This window comes from Paracidovorax avenae ATCC 19860, assembly GCF_000176855.2.
GTDB lineage: Bacteria > Pseudomonadota > Gammaproteobacteria > Burkholderiales > Burkholderiaceae_C > Paracidovorax > Paracidovorax avenae.
The window spans coordinates 463,849-481,337 of the sequence record NC_015138.1 but is presented as its reverse complement, the minus strand read 5'-3'; the positions used below and the strand labels follow the sequence as shown (position 1 = coordinate 481,337).

Annotated in this window: 18 protein-coding genes; 3 read left to right on the top strand and 15 right to left on the bottom strand. The window is 67.7% G+C overall.

Annotation, left to right across the window (positions count from 1 at the left end; all coding sequences use genetic code 11):
* Nucleotides 1-9: 9 nt before the first annotated feature.
* The 11 genes from ACAV_RS02160 to ACAV_RS02110 form a co-directional block, all read right to left on the bottom strand.
* On the bottom strand, nucleotides 10-1,710 hold the full coding sequence (locus tag ACAV_RS02160; protein WP_013592938.1) for an ATP-dependent DNA ligase: 1,701 nt from the start codon (nucleotides 1,708-1,710) through the stop codon (nucleotides 10-12).
* The gene (locus ACAV_RS02155; protein WP_013592937.1) at nucleotides 1,707-2,846 is read right to left on the bottom strand and encodes a ligase-associated DNA damage response exonuclease; all 1,140 of its coding nucleotides are present in this window, start codon (nucleotides 2,844-2,846) and stop codon (nucleotides 1,707-1,709) included. Before ACAV_RS02155 ends, ACAV_RS02160 begins: the two co-directional genes overlap by 4 nt.
* A 337-nt stretch (nucleotides 2,847-3,183) precedes the next feature.
* Nucleotides 3,184-3,600: a F0F1 ATP synthase subunit epsilon gene (locus ACAV_RS02150; RefSeq protein ID WP_013592936.1), complete on the bottom strand. Its 417-nt coding sequence runs from the start codon at nucleotides 3,598-3,600 to the stop codon at nucleotides 3,184-3,186.
* 121 nt (nucleotides 3,601-3,721) lie between these two features.
* Nucleotides 3,722-5,152, bottom strand: coding sequence for a F0F1 ATP synthase subunit beta (gene atpD / locus ACAV_RS02145; protein WP_011793556.1), 1,431 nt, complete (start codon nucleotides 5,150-5,152; stop codon nucleotides 3,722-3,724).
* A gap of 18 nt (nucleotides 5,153-5,170) precedes the next feature.
* Complete coding sequence (gene atpG, locus ACAV_RS02140; protein ID WP_013592935.1) at nucleotides 5,171-6,037, bottom strand: F0F1 ATP synthase subunit gamma; 867 nt, start codon at nucleotides 6,035-6,037, stop codon at nucleotides 5,171-5,173.
* 18 nt (nucleotides 6,038-6,055) lie between these two features.
* Nucleotides 6,056-7,615, bottom strand: coding sequence for a F0F1 ATP synthase subunit alpha (atpA, locus tag ACAV_RS02135; RefSeq protein ID WP_013592934.1), 1,560 nt, complete (start codon nucleotides 7,613-7,615; stop codon nucleotides 6,056-6,058).
* Nucleotides 7,616-7,657: 42 nt separating this feature from the next.
* Nucleotides 7,658-8,200 (bottom strand): F0F1 ATP synthase subunit delta, encoded by a 543-nt coding sequence (locus ACAV_RS02130; RefSeq protein WP_013592933.1) that lies wholly within the window; start codon nucleotides 8,198-8,200, stop codon nucleotides 7,658-7,660.
* 15 nt (nucleotides 8,201-8,215) lie between these two features.
* A complete protein-coding gene (locus tag ACAV_RS02125) occupies nucleotides 8,216-8,686 on the bottom strand; it encodes a F0F1 ATP synthase subunit B (RefSeq protein WP_013592932.1) in 471 nt (156 codons plus the stop codon).
* Between the two features lie 34 nt (nucleotides 8,687-8,720).
* On the bottom strand, nucleotides 8,721-8,969 hold the full coding sequence (gene atpE, locus ACAV_RS02120) for a F0F1 ATP synthase subunit C (RefSeq protein ID WP_011793551.1): 249 nt from the start codon (nucleotides 8,967-8,969) through the stop codon (nucleotides 8,721-8,723).
* 54 nt (nucleotides 8,970-9,023) lie between these two features.
* Nucleotides 9,024-9,902 carry a F0F1 ATP synthase subunit A gene (atpB, locus tag ACAV_RS02115; RefSeq protein WP_013592931.1) on the bottom strand — a complete coding sequence of 293 codons (879 nt, stop codon included), beginning with the start codon at nucleotides 9,900-9,902 and terminating at the stop codon, nucleotides 9,024-9,026.
* Nucleotides 9,903-9,917: 15 nt separating this feature from the next.
* Entirely contained in the window at nucleotides 9,918-10,388 is a 471-nt protein-coding gene (locus ACAV_RS02110; protein ID WP_013592930.1) for an ATP synthase subunit I, read from the bottom strand.
* A 219-nt stretch (nucleotides 10,389-10,607) separates the two neighbouring features.
* On the opposite strand from ACAV_RS02110, the gene ACAV_RS02105 reads away from it, so the two are divergent.
* Genes ACAV_RS02105 through lipA form a run of 3 tightly spaced genes read left to right on the top strand, consistent with a single transcriptional unit; the run spans nucleotide 10,608 to nucleotide 12,621 of the window.
* Nucleotides 10,608-10,919, top strand: coding sequence for a YbeD family protein (locus tag ACAV_RS02105; RefSeq protein WP_011793548.1), 312 nt, complete (start codon nucleotides 10,608-10,610; stop codon nucleotides 10,917-10,919).
* Between the two features lie 14 nt (nucleotides 10,920-10,933).
* The gene (gene lipB / locus ACAV_RS02100) at nucleotides 10,934-11,626 is read left to right on the top strand and encodes a lipoyl(octanoyl) transferase LipB (RefSeq protein ID WP_013592929.1); all 693 of its coding nucleotides are present in this window, start codon (nucleotides 10,934-10,936) and stop codon (nucleotides 11,624-11,626) included.
* Between the two features lie 14 nt (nucleotides 11,627-11,640).
* On the top strand, nucleotides 11,641-12,621 hold the full coding sequence (lipA, locus tag ACAV_RS02095; protein WP_013592928.1) for a lipoyl synthase: 981 nt from the start codon (nucleotides 11,641-11,643) through the stop codon (nucleotides 12,619-12,621).
* 114 nt (nucleotides 12,622-12,735) lie between these two features.
* On the opposite strand, the gene ACAV_RS02090 is transcribed toward lipA, so the two are convergent.
* The 4 genes from ACAV_RS02090 to ACAV_RS02075 all read right to left on the bottom strand — a co-directional run bounded on the left by ACAV_RS02090 (nucleotide 12,736) and on the right by ACAV_RS02075 (nucleotide 17,430).
* The gene (locus ACAV_RS02090) at nucleotides 12,736-13,278 is read right to left on the bottom strand and encodes a midcut-by-XrtH protein (RefSeq protein WP_013592927.1); all 543 of its coding nucleotides are present in this window, start codon (nucleotides 13,276-13,278) and stop codon (nucleotides 12,736-12,738) included.
* 178 nt (nucleotides 13,279-13,456) lie between these two features.
* Complete coding sequence (locus ACAV_RS02085) at nucleotides 13,457-13,723, bottom strand: hypothetical protein (RefSeq protein ID WP_157768708.1); 267 nt, start codon at nucleotides 13,721-13,723, stop codon at nucleotides 13,457-13,459.
* A gap of 237 nt (nucleotides 13,724-13,960) precedes the next feature.
* Complete coding sequence (kdpE, locus tag ACAV_RS02080; RefSeq protein ID WP_013592925.1) at nucleotides 13,961-14,671, bottom strand: two-component system response regulator KdpE; 711 nt, start codon at nucleotides 14,669-14,671, stop codon at nucleotides 13,961-13,963.
* Nucleotides 14,668-17,430, bottom strand: a complete 2,763-nt coding sequence (locus ACAV_RS02075; protein ID WP_013592924.1) for a DUF4118 domain-containing protein — start codon at nucleotides 17,428-17,430, stop codon at nucleotides 14,668-14,670. Before ACAV_RS02075 ends, kdpE begins: the two co-directional genes overlap by 4 nt.
* Nucleotides 17,431-17,489 lie beyond the last annotated feature (59 nt).

The window sequence follows — 17,489 nt, the reverse complement described above, 5'->3', positions numbered from 1 at the left end:
GGGTCGCTGTCAAGGGTCCGACCTGGGCAACAGGGCCTCCAGCGTCTCCAGGGAATCCGCCTCCTCCACCGGCTTGTCCTCGCGCCACCGCAGCATCCGCGGAAACCGCACCGCGATGCCGCTCTTGTGCCGCGCACTGCGCGCGATCCCCTCGAACCCGAGCTCGAACACCAGCGTCGGCTTCACGCTGCGCACGGGCCCGAAGGTCTCGAGCGTCGTGCGCCGGATGACCGCGTCCACGCGCGCCATCTCGGCATCGGTCAGGCCCGAGTACGCCTTTGCGAACGGCACGAGCGTGCGGCCGTCCGTGCCGGGCGGGCCGTCCCAGACCGCGAAGGTGTAATCGCTGTAGAGGCTCGCACGGCGCCCGTGCCCCCGCTGCGCATAGATCAGCACCGCATCGATGCTGAGCGGATCGATCTTCCACTTCCACCAGGTCCCCACGTCCTTGGTGCGGCCCACGCCGTACTGCGCACCGCGGGCCTTGAGCATCATCCCCTCCACGCCCAGCGAGCGGGCCTGCGCGCGCTGCGTGGCGAGGTCCTGCCAGCTCGCTCCGTGCAGCACCGGGCTGGCCACGAGCGACGGGTGCGCGGTGCGGGCGAGCAGCGCATCCAGGCGCGCGCGGCGTTCGTGCTGCGGCAGGGCGCGCAGATCCTGGCCGTCCTCTTCGAGCAGATCGTAGGCGAGCAGCACCACGGGCAACTCGCGCAGCAGCTTCGGTCCCAGCGTCTTGCGCCCGATGCGCTTCTGCAGATCCGCGAACGGCCGCACGTGGGCCGCGGTGTCGCCGTCGGCAGGCTGCCAGACGACGATCTCGCCATCCAGTACCGTGCCGTCCGGCAGGGCCTCCTCGCCCAGCCGCTGCAGCTCGGGGAACCGGTCGCTCACCAGTTCCTCGCCGCGCGACCAGACCCAGGTGGCACCTGCGCGCCGCACCAGCTGGGCGCGGATGCCGTCCCATTTCCACTCCACGATCCAGTCGCCGGGCGGGCCGAGCGTGGCGTCGAACTGCTCCACCGGCAGCGAGAAAGGGTGCGCGAGGAAGAACGGATACGGATGGCCGCTGGTCTCTGCGCTGCCGCCGCCTTCAGGGCCGTCGCCGCTGCCCTCCTCGGGTTGCGGCGCCACGAGGCGTTCGTAGTCCGCGGCCCCGGGCCGTGCGCCGATGTGGGTGTAGCCCATCAGGCGCTGGGCCACGCGCTTCGGGTCCAGGCCGCCCACGGCGGCCAGCGCCTGCGTGACCTGCAGCTTCGACACCCCCACGCGGAACGCGCCCGTGATGAGCTTGAAGTACACGAGCCGCTCTTCCGGCGCGAGCCGGGCCCACTGCGCACGCAGCACCGGCTCCAGTTCCTCGGGCGTGCGGCCCCGCAGCGGCAGCAGGTGCTGCTCCACCCATTCCGCCAAGCCGAGTTCATGGCGATCGGTGGGTGGGGGCAGCAGCAGCGCGATGGTTTCGGCAAGGTCGCCGACGGCCTCGTAGCTCTCGTCGAACAGCCATTCCGGCAGGCCGGCCGCCTCGCGCGCGAACTGCCGCAGCAGCTTGGTCGGCACGAGCTGGCGCGGTTTGCCGCCCGCGAGGAAATACACGGCCCAGGCCGCATCGGCAGGCGCGGCCGCGCGCAGGTACGACTGGAGCGCGGCCTGCTTGGCGAGGTTGGAGGTGCTCGCGTCCAGCGCGCGGTAGAGGGCCGCGAAATCCTTCATGCGCCATCCTCTTGCGGGGCGGGCGCCTCCTCTACCATCGGCGACGCATCGCCCCCCGGCTCGGCCACCAGCGGGGCCGGGTCGTCGCCCGCCGGGTGGGCTGCGGCTGCTGCATCCGCCGGCCCGGCATCGCCATCCTCGTCGCCGTATTCCGTCTGGAAGCCCTGCGCATCCAGGCCCTGCTCGGAGAGCCAGCGCACCAGCACCGCCACGCTGCCGTGCGTGACGAACACCCGCTCCGCACCCGTGGCACCGATCGCCGATTGCAGCCCCGGCCAGTCCGCATGGTCCGACATCACGAAGCCCCGGTCCACGCCGCGCCGCCGCCGCGTGCCGCGCAACTGCATCCAGCCGCTCGCGAACGCATCGGAATGGCGCGGGAACCGGCGCATCCAGGGCGTGCCCTGCGCGGACGGAGGCGCTACCACGAGCGCCGTCTGCAGCAGCTTCGCCGTCACCTCCGGATCGGTGACGCGCAGCGTGGGCGGCAGGGCCACGCCCGCTGCACGGTAGACGCGGTTCAGCGGCTCCACCGCGCCGTGCACCACGACCGGACCGATCGATGAATCGACGCCATGCAGGATGCGCTGCGCCTTGCCAAAGGCGTAGCACAGCATCACCGACGGTCGTCCTTCGGCCGCGTTGGCGCGCCACCAGGCGTTGATGTCGGAAAACAGCTCTTCCTGTGAAGGCCAGCGGTAGATCGGAAGGCCGAAGGTCGATTCCGTGATGAACGTGTCGCAGCGCACCGGCTCGAACGGCGGGCAGGTGCCGTCTGCCCCCGTCTTGTAATCGCCCGACGCCACCCAAACGCGCCCTCCGTGCTCCAGCCGCACCTGCGCGGAACCGAGCACGTGGCCGGCAGGATGCAGAGAAATCCGCACGCCGTGGTGTTCGATGGCCTGGCCGTAGGGCAGCGTCTGCAGCGTGATATCGGCGCCGAGCCGGGTGCGCAGGATCCCTTCGCTGTCGATGTGGGCCAGGTAGTGCGCGTGGCCCCAGCGGGCATGGTCGGAGTGGCCGTGCGTGATGACCGCCCGCTCCACGGGCTTCCAGGGATCGATATAGAAATCGCCCGGGGGACAGTAGAGCCCCTCGGGCCGCGCGATCACCAGGTCATCGGAAGCAGCCGCCATGCGGGAGCCCTTCCATGGAATGGAGGAAAGCGCCAACCCGCCGCCCCGCTGACCCCGCCGCCCAATGCGACGTACGTAGAAGGAAGAAAGCCCTGGTGTGCGCTTGCATGAGGAATGCTAGCGCCCGTCCCGCGGCCTCTCCCGTACAGCCCGCCGCATGCCGTTGTCGGAGCACGCCTACCCCACGGCCCGGTTTCCGGCAGCCGAAACGCGCGGGCCCTTGCCGTTCCGGCCCGGTTCATCAGAACCATGGCCCGGGGGGCCCGGAAAAAGAAAAAGCCGCCCTGCAGGGCGGCCTGGATGGGGAGTGCGAAAGGCCGTCACGGCCCCGCCGGATTCAACGCTTCTGGCGGAACTTGCGCAGCGCGGCGATCTGGGCGGCCATCACGGCCAGCTCGGACTGCGCGCGTGCGAAATCGACGTCGCTCTTGGCGTTCTTCAGCGCTTCCTCGGCGGCGGCCCGGGCGGCGTTGGCCTTCTCGTCGTCCAGGTCCCTGCCGCGGATGGCGGTGTCGGACAGCACGGTCACACGCTCGGGCTGCACCTCGAGGATGCCACCGGCCACGAAGACGAACTCTTCGCCGCCGTCGGCCGTCTCGATGCGCACCGATCCCGGCTTGATGCGGGTGATCAGCGGCGTGTGGCGCGGGTAGATGCCGAGCTCGCCGGCCTCGCCGGGCAGCGCGACGAAGCGCGCCTCACCCGAGAAGATGGACTCTTCGGCGCTGACCACATCGACGTGGATGGTGTTCATGGGTTTTCCTTCCAAAAGTCGGGGGAAAGCAAGGAATCGGCCGCATCGCTAGGCGGCGCGCGGAAATGTGCATCGAGCACATTGAGCACGCCAACGACGCGAGGTGGCCGATTACGCAGCTTTACGCGACCTTCTTGGCCTTTTCGAAGGCTTCGTCGATGGTCCCGACCATGTAGAACGCCTGCTCGGGCAGGTGGTCGCACTCGCCAGCCACGATCATCTTGAAGCCGCGGATGGTTTCCGCCAGCGGCACGTACTTGCCAGGCGAGCCCGTGAACACTTCGGCCACGTGGAACGGCTGCGACAGGAAGCGCTGGATCTTCCGGGCGCGCGCCACGGCCAGCTTGTCTTCGGGAGCCAGTTCGTCCATGCCCAGGATGGCGATGATGTCGCGCAGTTCCTTGTAGCGCTGCAGCGTGCCCTGCACGCCGCGGGCCACCTGGTAGTGCTCTTCACCGACCACTTGCGGGTCCAGCTGGCGGCTGGTGGAGTCCAGCGGATCCACGGCGGGGTAAATACCCAGCGAAGCGATGTCACGCGACAGCACCACGGTGGAGTCCAGGTGGGCGAAGGTCGTGGCGGGGGACGGGTCGGTCAAGTCATCGGCAGGCACGTACACGGCCTGGATGGAGGTGATCGAGCCGACCTTGGTGGAGGTGATGCGCTCCTGCAGGCGGCCCATTTCCTCGGCCAGCGTCGGCTGGTAGCCCACGGCGGAAGGCATGCGGCCCAGCAGTGCGGACACTTCGGTGCCGGCCAGCGTGTAGCGGTAGATGTTGTCCACGAAGAACAGCACGTCGCGGCCTTCGTCGCGGAACGACTCGGCGATCGTCAGGCCGGTCAGGGCCACGCGCAGGCGGTTGCCCGGGGGCTCGTTCATCTGGCCATAGACCATGGCGACCTTGGAGTCTTCGAGCTTCTCGAGGTTCACGACGCCGGAGTCGGCCATTTCGTGATAGAAGTCGTTGCCTTCACGGGTACGCTCGCCCACGCCAGCGAACACAGACAGGCCGCTGTGGGCCTTGGCGATGTTGTTGATGAGCTCCATCATGTTCACGGTCTTGCCCACGCCGGCGCCGCCGAACAGGCCCACCTTGCCGCCCTTGGCGAACGGGCACACCAGGTCGATCACCTTGATGCCGGTTTCCAGCAGCTCCTGCGACGGCGACAGTTCGTCGTACGCAGGGGCCTTGCGGTGGATGGAGGCCGTCAGCTCCTGGCTGACCGGGCCGCGCTCGTCGATGGGCGAACCCAGCACGTCCATGATGCGGCCCAGCGTCGCCTTGCCCACGGGCACGGTGATCGGGTTGCCGGTGTTGGACACCATCAGGCCGCGGCGCAGGCCGTCGGACGAACCCAGGGCGATGGTACGCACCACGCCGTCGCCGAGCTGCTGCTGCACTTCCAGCGTCAGCGGGGAGCCTTCGAGCTTCAGTGCGTCATACACCTTGGGCATCTGGTCGCGCGGGAACTCGACGTCCACCACGGCGCCGATACATTGAACGATCTTGCCCTGAACGCCTGCGTTCACTTGGGTGTTCTCTTGAGCCATTGCATTTGCTCCAAAAATTTAAACTGCCGCGGCACCCGCGACGATCTCCGAAAGTTCCTTCGTGATCGCGGCCTGGCGCGTCTTGTTGTAGACCAGCTTGAGTTCGCCGATGACGTTGCCCGCGTTGTCCGTGGCGGCCTTCATGGCCACCATGCGCGCCGACTGCTCGGACGCCATGTTCTCGGCCACGGCCTGGTAGATCAGGGACTCCACGTAACGCACGAGCAGGTCGTCGACGACGCTCTGGGCATCGGGCTCGTAGATGTAATCCCAGCCATGCTCGGTCTTCTCGGCCTGCATCTTCTCGGAAGAGAGCGGCAGCAGCTGCTCGACGACCGATTCCTGCTTCATGGTGTTGATGAACTTCGTGTACGCGAGGTACACGCCGTTGATCTTGCCTTCGGCATAGGCGTCGAGCAGCACCTTCACGGGGCCGATCAGCTTGTCCAGGTGGGGGGTGTCCCCCAGGCCGGTCGCATGCGACACCACCTGGGCGCCGACGCGGTTCAGGAAGCCCAGACCCTTGTTGCCGATCGCGACGGCCTGCGTGGACACGCCCTGCGACTGCAGTTCGCGCAGCTTGGCCGTCACGGCGCGCAGCACGTTGGTGTTCATGCCGCCGCACAGGCCCTTGTCCGTCGTCACCACGATGAAGCCGGCCGTCTTGGCGTCGTTCGACTTCATGAAGGGATGCACGTACTCGGGATTGGCCTGGCCGAGGTTCGCCGCGATGTTGCGGATCTTCTCGCTGTAAGGCCGTGCGGCACGCATGCGGTCCTGCGCCTTGCGCATCTTGGACGCGGCCACCATTTCCATGGCCTTGGTGATCTTCTTGGTGTTCTCCACCGATTTGATCTTGCCGCGTATTTCCTTGCCTGCTGCCATGATGGGTCCTCGTCCGGTTTAAGCGAACGACTTCTTGAAGGCCGTGATGGCTTGCGTCAGTTCGGCCTCGTCCTTGCCTTCCTTGTCGAAGGCACGGTTCTTCTCCAGGCGCTCCAGCAGGGCGCCGTGGCTGGTCTTGAGGAACTGGTGCAGGCCGGATTCGAAGGCGAGCACCTTCTTCACGTCCACGTCGTCCATGAAGCCCTTGTTCACCGCGAACAGCGTCGCACCCATCAGCGAGATGGGCAGGGGGCTGTACTGCGCCTGCTTGAGCAGTTCGGTCACGCGGGCACCGCGGTCGAGCTGCTTGCGGGTGGCTTCGTCCAGGTCGGAAGCGAACTGCGCGAACGCAGCCAGCTCACGGTACTGCGCCAGGTCGGTACGGATACCGCCGGACAGGCCCTTGATGATCTTGGTCTGGGCAGCACCACCCACGCGGGACACGGAGATACCGGCGTTGATGGCGGGGCGGATACCGGCGTTGAACAGGCTGGTTTCCAGGAAGATCTGGCCGTCCGTGATCGAGATCACGTTGGTCGGAACGAAGGCGGACACGTCGCCGGCCTGCGTTTCGATGATCGGCAGGGCCGTCAGCGAACCGGTCTTGCCCTTGACTTCACCCTTGGTGAAAGCTTCGACGTAGTCGGCATTCACGCGGGCTGCGCGCTCCAGCAGGCGGCTGTGGAGATAGAACACGTCGCCGGGGTAGGCTTCGCGGCCCGGCGGGCGGCGCAGCAGCAGCGAGACCTGGCGGTAGGCCACGGCCTGCTTGGACAGGTCGTCATAGACGATCAGGGCGTCTTCGCCGCGATCGCGGAAGTACTCGCCCATCGTGCAGCCGGAGTAGGCCGACACGTACTGCATGGCAGCCGACTCGGAAGCGGATGCCGCCACCACGATCGTGTATTCCATGGCGCCGGCCTGTTCCAGGGCGCGCACCACGTTCTTGATCGACGAAGCCTTCTGGCCGATCGCGACGTAGATACACGTCACGCCCTGGCCCTTCTGGGCGATGATGGCGTCGATGGCCACGGCGGTCTTGCCGGTCTGGCGGTCACCGATGATCAGCTCGCGCTGGCCACGGCCCACGGGCACCATGGCGTCGATGGACTTGATGCCGGTCTGCAGCGGCTGGTCCACGGACTGGCGCGCGATCACGCCGGGAGCGACCTTCTCGATCACGTCCGTCAGCTTGGCGTTGATCGGGCCCTTGCCGTCGATGGGCTGGCCCAGGGCGTTCACCACGCGGCCGACCAGTTCGGGGCCCACGGGCACTTCCAGGATGCGGCCCGTGCACTTCACGGTGTCGCCTTCGGAAATGTGCTCGTACTCGCCCAGAATCACGGCGCCGACGGAGTCGCGCTCGAGGTTCAGTGCCAGGCCGTAGGAAGGCTGGCCGTCCTGGGTGGCCGGGAATTCGAGCATTTCGCCCTGCATCACGTCCGACAGGCCATGGACGCGCACGATACCGTCGGTCACGGACACCACGGTGCCCTGGTTGCGGATGTCGCTGCTGGCTGCCAGACCTTCGATGCGGCTCTTGATCAGTTCAGAAATCTCTGCGGGATTGAGTTGCATGACTCTTTCCTTCTTTCTTGGGTTAGCCGAAACCTCGGGCGCTTACGCGACGAGGGCCGCTTTCATTTGTTCCAGACGGGCCTTGACGGAGGTGTCGAGCACCTCGTCGCCCACGGCCACGCGCACGCCGCCGATCAGCGACTCGTCGAGCTGCACGGTGAGGTTCAGCTTGCGGCCGAAGCGCTTCTCCAGCGAGGCACCGAGTTCCGCCAGCGCGGCGGCATCGATCGGGAACGCGCTGTGGACCACCGCGTCGGACGAGCCGCTCTGGCGGTTGACCAGGGCACGGAACTGCGCAGCCACCTCGGGCAGCGCTTCGAGGCGGCCGTTGTCGATGAGCACGCGCAGGAAGTTGCGGGCCGCATCGGAGAGCGGCGCGCGCACCACCCCGGCGATCAGGTCGAACAGCTGTCCGGGCTCGATCTTGGGGTTGTCGGCCAGCTGCCGCACCTGCGGGTCGGCAGCGATCGCCGCCAGTTCGTCCACCCAGGCGACGGTGCTGCCCAGGTCGGCGCCCGGCTGGGCTGCGCAGGCCTTGAACAGGGCTTCCGCGTAAGGGCGGGCAATGGTGGCGAGTTCAGCCATGGTTGCGTCCCTTACTTACAGCTCGGTCTTGAGCCGGTTCAGCAGATCGGCGTGGACGCCGGCATTGACCTCCTTGCGGAGAATCTGCTCGGCACCCTTGACGGCCAGCGCGGCCACCTGCTCGCGCAGGGCTTCGCGGGCCTGGATCGACTGCTGCTCGGCCTCGGCGCGGGCAGCGGCGACGATCTTGTTGCCTTCCTCGGCCGCACGGGCCTTGGCCTCTTCGATGATGGCCTGGGCACGGCGCTCGGCGTCCGCAAGACGCGATGCCGTCTCGTTGCGCGTCTGCGCGAGTTCCGTCTCGACGCGCTGGTTCACGGCGACGAGTTCGGACTTGGCGCGGTCGGCAGCAGCGAGGCCTTCGGCGATTTTCTGGGCTCGCTCATCCAGCGCCTTCGCGATCGGGGGCCACACGAACTTCATCGTGAACAGCACCAGGATCAGGAAGACGATGGCCTGAACGAACAGGGTCGCGTTGATACTCACGGCAACACCTTTCTAGTTGGGCGTTGGTCGGGAATCAGGCCAGGACGAAGGGGTTGGCGAAGGCGAACAGCAGGGCGATGGCAACGCCGATCAGGAAGGCGGCGTCGATCAGGCCGGCCAAGATGAACATCTTGGTCTGCAGTTCGTTGATCAGCTCGGGCTGGCGGGCGGAAGCTTCGAGGTACTTGCCACCCATCAGAGCGATACCGATCGATGCGCCGATGGCGCCCAGACCCACGATCAGACCACAAGCCAGAGCGACGAGACCGAGAATGTTTTCCATGATGACTCCTAGGATGAAAAGAAAGAAAGGTTGAGAAGGAAGGAAAGGGAAGGCTCAGTGAGCGTCATGCGCCTGGCCGAGGTAGATCAGCGCCAGCATCATGAAAATGAAGGCCTGCAGGGTGATCACCAGGATGTGGAAGATCGCCCAGATAGAGCCCGCAATGATGTGCCCCACGGGGAGCAACACACCGGAAAGCGACATGGCTGCCGCGCCGCCCATCAGGGCGATCAGCATGAACACCAACTCACCAGCGTACATGTTGCCGAACAGCCGCATGCCATGCGACACGGTCTTGGCAACGTATTCGATGATCTGCATCAGCAGATTGACCACGCCCAGGATCAGGGCGAAGACGGGATTCTTGCTCGTGCCGAACGGAGCGGTCACGAGTTCGTGCGCCCAGCCGCCGAGGCCCTTGATCTTCACGCTGTAGTACAGGCAGAGGATCAGCACGGCCGTGGACAGGCCCAGCGTGGTGGAGAGGTCGGCCGTGGGCACGACGCGCAGGTAGGCGTGGTGCGGATCATGGCCCGCGGCGCCGTAGATCTGGGCCCAGATGGCGGGCAGCAGGTCCACGGGCAGCATGTCCATCGCGTTCATGAGGAAGATCCACACGAACACGGTGAGGGCCAGGGGCGCGATGAACTTGCGGCTCTCGGCGTTGTGGATGTTGGCCTTGGCCTGGTTGTCCACCATCTCGACGAGGATCTCGACGGCGGCCTGGAAGCGGCCCGGCACGCCGGAAGTCGCCTTGCGGGCGCAGATCCAGAAGGTGAACAGGGCGATGGCGCCGAGCACCAGGCCCACGATGACGGAGTCGTAGTTCACCACGGAGAAATCGACGATGGACTTCTGCTTGATGTTCTGAAGATGCTGCAAGTGGTGAACGATGTATTCACTGGCAGTCGGGGCATGCGCTTCTGCGGCCATCGGACAACTCTTCTCTCAATCAATCGGTTTGCGGACACCGGACCGCACCATGAGCGCGATCCAGTACGTTTTCATCGTCACCACCATGCCGGCGAGCAGAGCCAGCCAGCTCAATCCCGGCACCAGCCGGGGCGCCGCCGCCAGCATGGCGACGGTCACAGCAATCTTGACCAGCTCCCATCCGAAGAAGCCCGCCAGGGCGCCCCCGGCGGAAGACCTCCTGCGCGCCATGCCCCGGGCGAAGAGCGCTGCGGGAAGGACCACCGCCAGCGCTCCATAACCCGTGGACCAGGCGACATGGGAGCGTCCGGTCACCATCCAGGCCACCAGGGCCGCAACGAGCCCCACCGCCGCCTGGCCCGCAACGATGCGCCAGATGGACATGGGTGGATGTCGTTGCCGCCATTCCTGCGCCTCGGCTGCAGAAAGGGGCTTGAAACCGGAATCCTCGACCTCAGTTCCAGTGTCCGTAGCGTCTGTTTTCATGGTTGGTCAACGCCTGCTGGACGCCCGGCATCCGGGCTGGAACTTCTTACAAAGCCCCTGATTATAAGTAAAAACCCGTTGCATCCTGCAATGCCTTGGGGCGCGCGTGCGACAACGGCGCGCAACGGTGCACCCGATGGGTGAACCAGGCCTCTTGCAGGCACCAGCATGGCGCATCGCCGCCCCGGTGCCTTTCCCTGATTCGCCGACAATCATCGCATGACACAGCCCCCCACCCCTTCCCCGGTGATCGGATCCGAGGGTGATCCGCGCAAGGAATCGCTCATCGAGTACCCCTCCCGCTTCCCCATCAAGGTCATGGGCCGCAAGGCCGACGGGTTCGTCCATGCGCTGACCGAGGTGGCCCGCCGCTTCGATCCCTCGTTCGACGCCTCCACCATCGAGTTGCGTGACAGCCGCGAGGGAAATTACCTGGGCGTGACCCTCACCGTGACGGCGACCAGCCGCGAACAACTCGACGACCTGTACCGCGCGCTTTCCTCGCACCCGATGGTGAAGGTGGTGCTCTGATCCAGGACACGGCGATGCAGGTGCGGATGCTCGGGCGGGTGGACTTGCGCCAAACCGTGGACGCCATGCAGGCCTTCACCGCGCAGCGCACCGGCGACACGCCCGATGCCCTCTGGGTGTGCGAGCACGCACCCCATTTCACCCAGGGCCTCGCGGGCCGTGACGACCACCTGCTGGCCCCGGGCGACATCCCCGTGGTCGCCACCAACCGCGGCGGGCAGGTCACCTTCCACGGCCCCGGGCAGGTGGTGGCCTATCCGCTCGTCGACCTGCGGCGCGCCGGCTACTACGTGAAGGAATACGTCCACCGCGTGGAAGAGGCCGCGATCCGCACACTCGCGCATTTCGGCATCACGGGCCACCGGGTGGCCGGCGCGCCGGGCATCTACGTGCGCCTGGCCGACCCGCGCAGCCATGCCCTGCTGCCCCAGCGCCCGCAGAAGGCCGATCCGTCGGCACCCGCGGCAGCCCCCGATTTTTCCGGCCTGGGCAAGATCGCCGCGCTCGGCATCAAGGTCTCGCGCCACTGCACCTACCACGGTGTCGCGCTCAACGTGGACATGGACCTGGAACCCTTCTCGCGCATCAACCCTTGCGGCTACGCAGGACTGCCGACCGTGGACCTTTCTACAATCGGCGTGCACACCACCTGGGACGAAGCGGCTTCCGTGCTGGCCAGCCAATTGGCCATCCGCCTCGCACCCTGACCTCAGCACCAGCCATGAGCACTCCCGAAGTCGTGCGCGAAGCGCAATCCACCGTCGCCTACAACCCGCTCGCCAAGCAGAAGGCTGCCGCGAAGCTTTCGCGCATCCCCATCAAGGTGGAACAGGGCGAGGTGCTGAAGAAACCCGAGTGGATCCGCGTCAAGGCAGGCTCGCCCACCACGCGCTTCTACGAAATCAAGGAGATCCTGCGCGAGCACAAGCTGCACACGGTGTGCGAGGAGGCCTCCTGCCCCAACATCGGCGAATGCTTCGGCAAGGGCACGGCCACGTTCATGATCATGGGCGACAAGTGCACGCGCCGCTGCCCGTTCTGCGACGTCGGCCACGGCCGGCCGGACCCGCTGGACAAGGACGAACCGCTGAACCTGGCGCGCACTATCGCCGCGCTCAAGCTGAAGTACGTGGTGATCACCAGCGTGGACCGCGACGACCTGCGGGACGGCGGCAGCGGCCACTTCGTGGAGTGCATCCAGAACATCCGCGCGCTCTCGCCCCAGACGCAGATCGAGATCCTGGTGCCCGACTTCCGCGGCCGTGACGACCGTGCGCTGGAGATCCTCAAGGCCGCGCCGCCCGATGTGATGAACCACAACCTGGAAACCGCGCCGCGCCTCTACAAGGAAGCGCGCCCGGGCTCCGACTACCAGTTCAGCCTGAACCTGCTCAAGAAGTTCAAGGCGCTGCACCCCGGCGTGCCGACCAAGAGCGGCATCATGGTGGGCCTGGGCGAGACCGACGAGGAGATCCTGCAGGTGATGCGCGACATGCGCGCGCACGACATCGACATGCTGACCATCGGCCAGTACCTCGCGCCCTCCAACAGCCACCTGCCGGTGCGCCGCTACGTGCACCCCGACACGTTCAGGATGTACGAAGAGGAAGCCTACAAGATGGGCTTCACCCACGCCGCCGTGGGCGCGATGGTGCGCTCGAGCTACCACGCGGACCAGCAGGCGCACGCGGCAGGCGTGTAGCCAGGCGCACCGGGAAATCTCGAGGGCCTGAAAAGCAAAAAGGCCCTCGAGATACCTCGAGAGCCTTTCAACGCGCCGCCGGCATCCCGGCACAGGCACGAGGCCTGCCGTCCATCACGGAGGCGGAGGCGCGTCGTAATGGGTAGAGCACGTGCCGCCGGCAGGCAGGATGGTGCCCACGACGCATTCAGCCGGGAATCCATTGTTGATGGAGAGCCGCGTGTAACCATTCTGCACAGTGATCTTCGTGATCTGTTGCGTCACGCCACTCGTGTTGGAAACGGTAAAGAGCCCCGCATCGACACCCACGATCCCTCCACCGGGCTGCGCCAATTGCACGCCAGAGGGGGCCGCGAAAGACTTCCCGATCCAGCCGCCGGCTCCACCCATGGAAAGGGCGAGCGCTCCTGCCAGCAGCATGCCCGCGATGGGACGGCCATTGCCGGCCTTGCGCAGGCTGCGGTAAATCATCAGCCCCAGTGCCAGGGAAAGCAGCGCGATACCCCATTGCGACAGGGTTGGCACGGGCGTGGCAGCAGGCGGGCCGTACGTAATGAGGATGGGCAGCACGTTGACCTGCTGGGCGAGAGCACTCTGGACAAGTGCGAAGCCGATGGACGAAATCGCACCAGCTCGGACCATGGACGCAATTTTCACGCAATCTCCTGAACATCAAAAAAACAGACAAATTTTACATAATTTATCAATTGACGTAACTTGGTAGGTAACTGGTATCGCGTACGGGGGGCCGTTCCATGCGCTGGCCGCATCCCTCGAGAGACGCTCCGGCTGTAAAGGCGAGGATGGTCATCCCGGCCTGCACAGCGCACGCATGTCATGCATGGGCACGCAATACTTTGTGCGGGGACGGCTCCACCGGCTGCAGAACGTCATGGGACACCCGGCCCAGCCGGCCGAATTCCGCCATCGGCAGGGCGGCCATGAGCCGGTGCATGCACTCGCCGATGTCGGCCTCGCGCAGATGCAGATAGACCGTGCACACCGGCCGCACGGCATCCACCGACAGGCGGTAGGTGCCCAGCAGCGGCCCCAGCGCGGCATGCAGGCGCTGGCGCACGCGCAGTGCGGGCTCCCGTGCCATTCGGACGGGCAGGACCACGCCGGGCACCGCGGGGCGCGCACGGCGGGCACTGGAACACGCGGCGCCGGCAGGGGCGCCCTCTTCGTCTGGAAATATCCGATGCAACAGCATGCTCTAGGGCTTCGTGCGGCGCGGAGCGCTTGTGCGAAGCAGGATGGAACAGGCCTTCAGTCTAGGAACGGGCGCATCAAAACGGCGTAAAAAGCACGGCGCGCCGCGTCAATCCGCTGCAAAGCGTCAGGCGGAAAGTCGGTAGCCCACCCCGGTCTCGGTGAGCAGGTGCCGCGGCTGCGCGGGATCGGCCTCGAGCTTCTGGCGCAGATGCCCCATGTAGATGCGCAGGTAGTGGCTCTGGTCGGAGCGAGCCGGGCCCCAGACCTCGCGCAGCAGCTGGCGCTGGGTGATCACGCGACCCGCGTTGGCCACCAGGACGGTGAGCATGCGGTACTCGGTGGGCGTGAGGTGCACCACGGTGCCCGCGCGCCGCACCAGTCGCGCGCCCCGGTCCACCTCGATGTCGCCGAAGCGGAACACGGGCTCGGCCGCCTCGGCCTGCAGGCCCTGCCCGGTGGCGGGCCGCGGCCGGCGCAGGTTGGCGCGCACGCGTGCGAGCAGCTCGCCCGTGCCGAAAGGCTTGGTGAGGTAATCGTCCGCGCCCGCGTCGAGGGCGGCGATCTTGTCGGACTCGTCGGTGCGCGCGGAGAGCACGATGATGGGCACGGCCGACCAGTTGCGCACGTCCCGCAGCAGGGTGAGCCCGTCGCCATCGGGCAGGCCCAGGTCGAGAACCAGCAGGTCGGGCTGGCGCGTGCCGGCGGCCGACAGCCCCTCGCGCAGGGTGGCGGCCTCGTGCACCTGCCAGCCCTCCTCTTCCAGCGCCCCGCGCACGAAACGGCGGATCTGGGGCTCGTCCTCGATCACGATCGCGGTGCGCAGGTGCAGGGTCATGGTGCAGGGTCGGGGGATGAGGGCTCGGACGGCTCCACGGGCTCCGGCAGGGCCGGGGGCTCGCGCCGGGGCAGCGTGACGGTGAATTCTGCCCCGGGGCCCGGCGACGCACCGGTAGCCGCGATGTCGCCGCCGTGCGCCAGCACCACGGCCTTGCAGATCGCGAGCCCGAGCCCCACGCCCGGCGTGGCGGACTCGGCCTGCCCGCGGGTGAATTTGTCGAACAGCGTGTGCTCGCGCCCCCGCACCGCCGCGGGCAGGCCGGGGCCGTGGTCGCGCACGCGCAGGCGCAGTGCGCCCGGCAGTGCGGCGGCACCGATCTCGATGGGCGCGGCGCCGTACTTGGCCGCGTTTTCCAGCAGGTTCACGAGCACGCGCTCGATGAGCACCGCATCGAACTCCACCAGCGGCAGATCGGGAGGCAGCGCCGTGCGCACCTCCAGCGCGCCCAGCGCGGGCCGCGCCGCGCGGATGGCCGACCCGACCACCTCCTCCACCGACTGCCAGTCGCGCCGCAGGTTCACGCTGCCGCCGGACAGGCCGCTTTCCAGCCGTGCCATGTCCAGCAGGTTGCTGACCAGGGCGTGCAGCTGGTGGGCCTGCTGCACGATGGCGCGCGACGCCGACTGCAGGCCCTCGCCGGGCTGCGACGGCAGGGACTCCGCCAGGGCGATGAGGGCGGTGAGCGGGGTGCGCACGTCGTGGGAAATGGCGCCCAGCAAGGCATTGCGCAGGCGTTCGGACTCCATGTCCAGCACGGCGCTCTGCGCCACCTCCACGTAATGGACCCGCTCCAGCGCGATCGCGACCTGACGCGCGAGGGTGTCGAGATGGCGTGCCTGCTCGGGTATCAGCAGCCAGCGCGGGCGGGCAGGCGCCAGGGCCAGCACGCCCCGCACGCGCATGGGCGCGGTGAGCGGCACGTAGCGCCAGCCCTGCGCGGCCAGCGTGCTGGTTCCCAGGCCCGCGCTCTGGCCGTGGCGCAGGGTCCAGTCGGCCACGCTCGGGTCGAACCCCTCGGGAGGCTTTGCGGGCAACATGAGGCGGTCGCCTTCGTCGAGGGGCAGCACCACGGCCTGCCCGCCGAAATGCTGCTGTACGGCGGCCGTGCCGATGTCCACGACCTGCGAGGCCTCCAGGGCGGCCGAAAGCTCGCGCGCGAGTTCGAACAACGAGCGCATGCGCTGCTCACGCCCTGCCGCGACCCCTGCAGAGAACCGCAGGCCCGCGGTCAGCTGGCCCACGAGCAATCCCACGCCGAGCATGACGATAAAGGTCACGAGGTACTGCACATCGCTCACGGCGAACGAGAACTGCGGCGACACGAAGACGAAATCGAAGGCTGCCACGTTGAGCAGCGCGGCCAGGGCGGCCGGCCCGCGACCGAAACGCATGGCCACGCCCACCACGCCGAGCAGGTAGAGCATGACGATGTTGGTCAGCTCCAGCACGCCAGACAACGGCAGCGCGAGCAGCGTCACGGCCACGCTCGCGGCGCCCGCGGCCCCGTAGCCGGGCCAGCGGGCGGACAACTGCTCGCCGTCCTCCTGCGCATCGCCCCCCTGCCGCCAGGATGCGGCCGGCAGGCGGCGGCTGCTGCCGGGTTCTCCCGCCTCCACGATGTCCAGCGCGGGCGCGGCCGTGCCGATGGCCTCCGCCGTGCCGGGCACCGGCCACCACCGCCACAGGCCGGACCGCCGGCGGGCGCGGCCCACCACCAGGGTGGCGCAATTGAGCTGCCGCGCATGCTCCGCGAGTGCGGGCACCACGGCACTGCCGGTGAGCACGGCGGTTTCCGCGCCCAGTACTTCGGCCAGTTGCAGCACGGCCAGGATGCGGTCGCGCTGCGGGGCTGGAAGCCGCTGCAGCCGCGGCGTCTCCACATAGGCGGCATGCCAGCGCACGTTCAGCTGGCCGGCCAGGCGGGCCGCCGTGCGCACGGTGTGGGCGGCATCCTCGTGCGGCCCCACGCAGGCCAGCAGCGCGCCGGAGGTGTTCCAGGCCGGCGGCACGCCGCGGCTGCCGCCGGACTGCTCCACGCGCCAACCGCGCACATCGTCCTCGACATGCTCGGCGGTGCGCCGCAGGGCGATTTCGCGCAGCGCGATCAGATTGCCCTTGCGGAAGAAATTCTGTGCCGCGCGCTCGGCCTGCTGCGGCAGGTACACCTTGCCCGCGGCCAGGCGCGCGGCCAGCTCGTCGGGCGTGGCATCGACGAGCACCACCTCGTCGGCCTCGTCGAGCACCGTATCGGGCACGGTCTCGTGCACGCGCACGCCCGTGATCGCCCCCACCGTGCCGTTGAGGCTCTCCAGGTGCTGCACGTTGAGCGCCGTCCAGACATCAATGCCCGCGGCCACGAGCTCCTGCACGTCCTGCCAGCGCTTGGCATGGCGCGAGCCCGGCGCGTTCGAGTGCGCCAGCTCGTCCACCAGCAACACGGCCGGCCGGCGCTGCAGCGCGGCGTCGAGGTCGAACTCGGTCCGCGTCCGCCCGCGGTGTTCCAGCACGCGCGCGGGCAGCACGGGCAGGCCGTCCAGCAGGGCCGCCGTTTCCGCGCGGCCATGCGTTTCCACGACGCCCACGAGCACGTCGCGCCCTTCCTGTCGCTCGCGCTGCGCGGCGCTCAGCATGGACCAGGTCTTGCCCACGCCCGCATTGGCGCCGAAATAGATGCGCAGCTTGCCGCGCTGTACCCGCTGTTCCTCGGCACGCATCTGTGCGATGAGGGCATCGGGATCGGGACGGGGATCGGTCATGCGTGGAGGGCGATGGAGGGCGCACAGCGGCGGTATGCCGCGGCACCGCAGTCTCCGGG

Bases quoted from the DNA above. Each gene is read 5' to 3' on its own strand.
- ACAV_RS02160 (WP_013592938.1), bottom strand. From the start codon at position 1,710: ATGAAGGATTTCGCGGCCCTCTACCGCGCGCTGGACGCGAGCACCTCC.
- ACAV_RS02155 (WP_013592937.1), bottom strand. From the start codon at position 2,846: ATGGCGGCTGCTTCCGATGACCTGGTGATCGCGCGGCCCGAGGGGCTC.
- ACAV_RS02150 (WP_013592936.1), bottom strand. From the start codon at position 3,600: ATGAACACCATCCACGTCGATGTGGTCAGCGCCGAAGAGTCCATCTTC.
- atpD (WP_011793556.1), bottom strand. From the start codon at position 5,152: ATGGCTCAAGAGAACACCCAAGTGAACGCAGGCGTTCAGGGCAAGATC.
- atpG (WP_013592935.1), bottom strand. From the start codon at position 6,037: ATGGCAGCAGGCAAGGAAATACGCGGCAAGATCAAATCGGTGGAGAAC.
- atpA (WP_013592934.1), bottom strand. From the start codon at position 7,615: ATGCAACTCAATCCCGCAGAGATTTCTGAACTGATCAAGAGCCGCATC.
- ACAV_RS02130 (WP_013592933.1), bottom strand. From the start codon at position 8,200: ATGGCTGAACTCGCCACCATTGCCCGCCCTTACGCGGAAGCCCTGTTC.
- atpE (WP_011793551.1), bottom strand. From the start codon at position 8,969: ATGGAAAACATTCTCGGTCTCGTCGCTCTGGCTTGTGGTCTGATCGTG.
- atpB (WP_013592931.1), bottom strand. From the start codon at position 9,902: ATGGCCGCAGAAGCGCATGCCCCGACTGCCAGTGAATACATCGTTCAC.
- ACAV_RS02110 (WP_013592930.1), bottom strand. From the start codon at position 10,388: ATGAAAACAGACGCTACGGACACTGGAACTGAGGTCGAGGATTCCGGT.
- ACAV_RS02105 (WP_011793548.1), top strand. From the start codon at position 10,608: ATGACACAGCCCCCCACCCCTTCCCCGGTGATCGGATCCGAGGGTGAT.
- lipB (WP_013592929.1), top strand. From the start codon at position 10,934: ATGCAGGTGCGGATGCTCGGGCGGGTGGACTTGCGCCAAACCGTGGAC.
- lipA (WP_013592928.1), top strand. From the start codon at position 11,641: ATGAGCACTCCCGAAGTCGTGCGCGAAGCGCAATCCACCGTCGCCTAC.
- ACAV_RS02085 (WP_157768708.1), bottom strand. From the start codon at position 13,723: ATGGCACGGGAGCCCGCACTGCGCGTGCGCCAGCGCCTGCATGCCGCG.
- kdpE (WP_013592925.1), bottom strand. From the start codon at position 14,671: ATGACCCTGCACCTGCGCACCGCGATCGTGATCGAGGACGAGCCCCAG.
- ACAV_RS02075 (WP_013592924.1), bottom strand. From the start codon at position 17,430: ATGACCGATCCCCGTCCCGATCCCGATGCCCTCATCGCACAGATGCGT.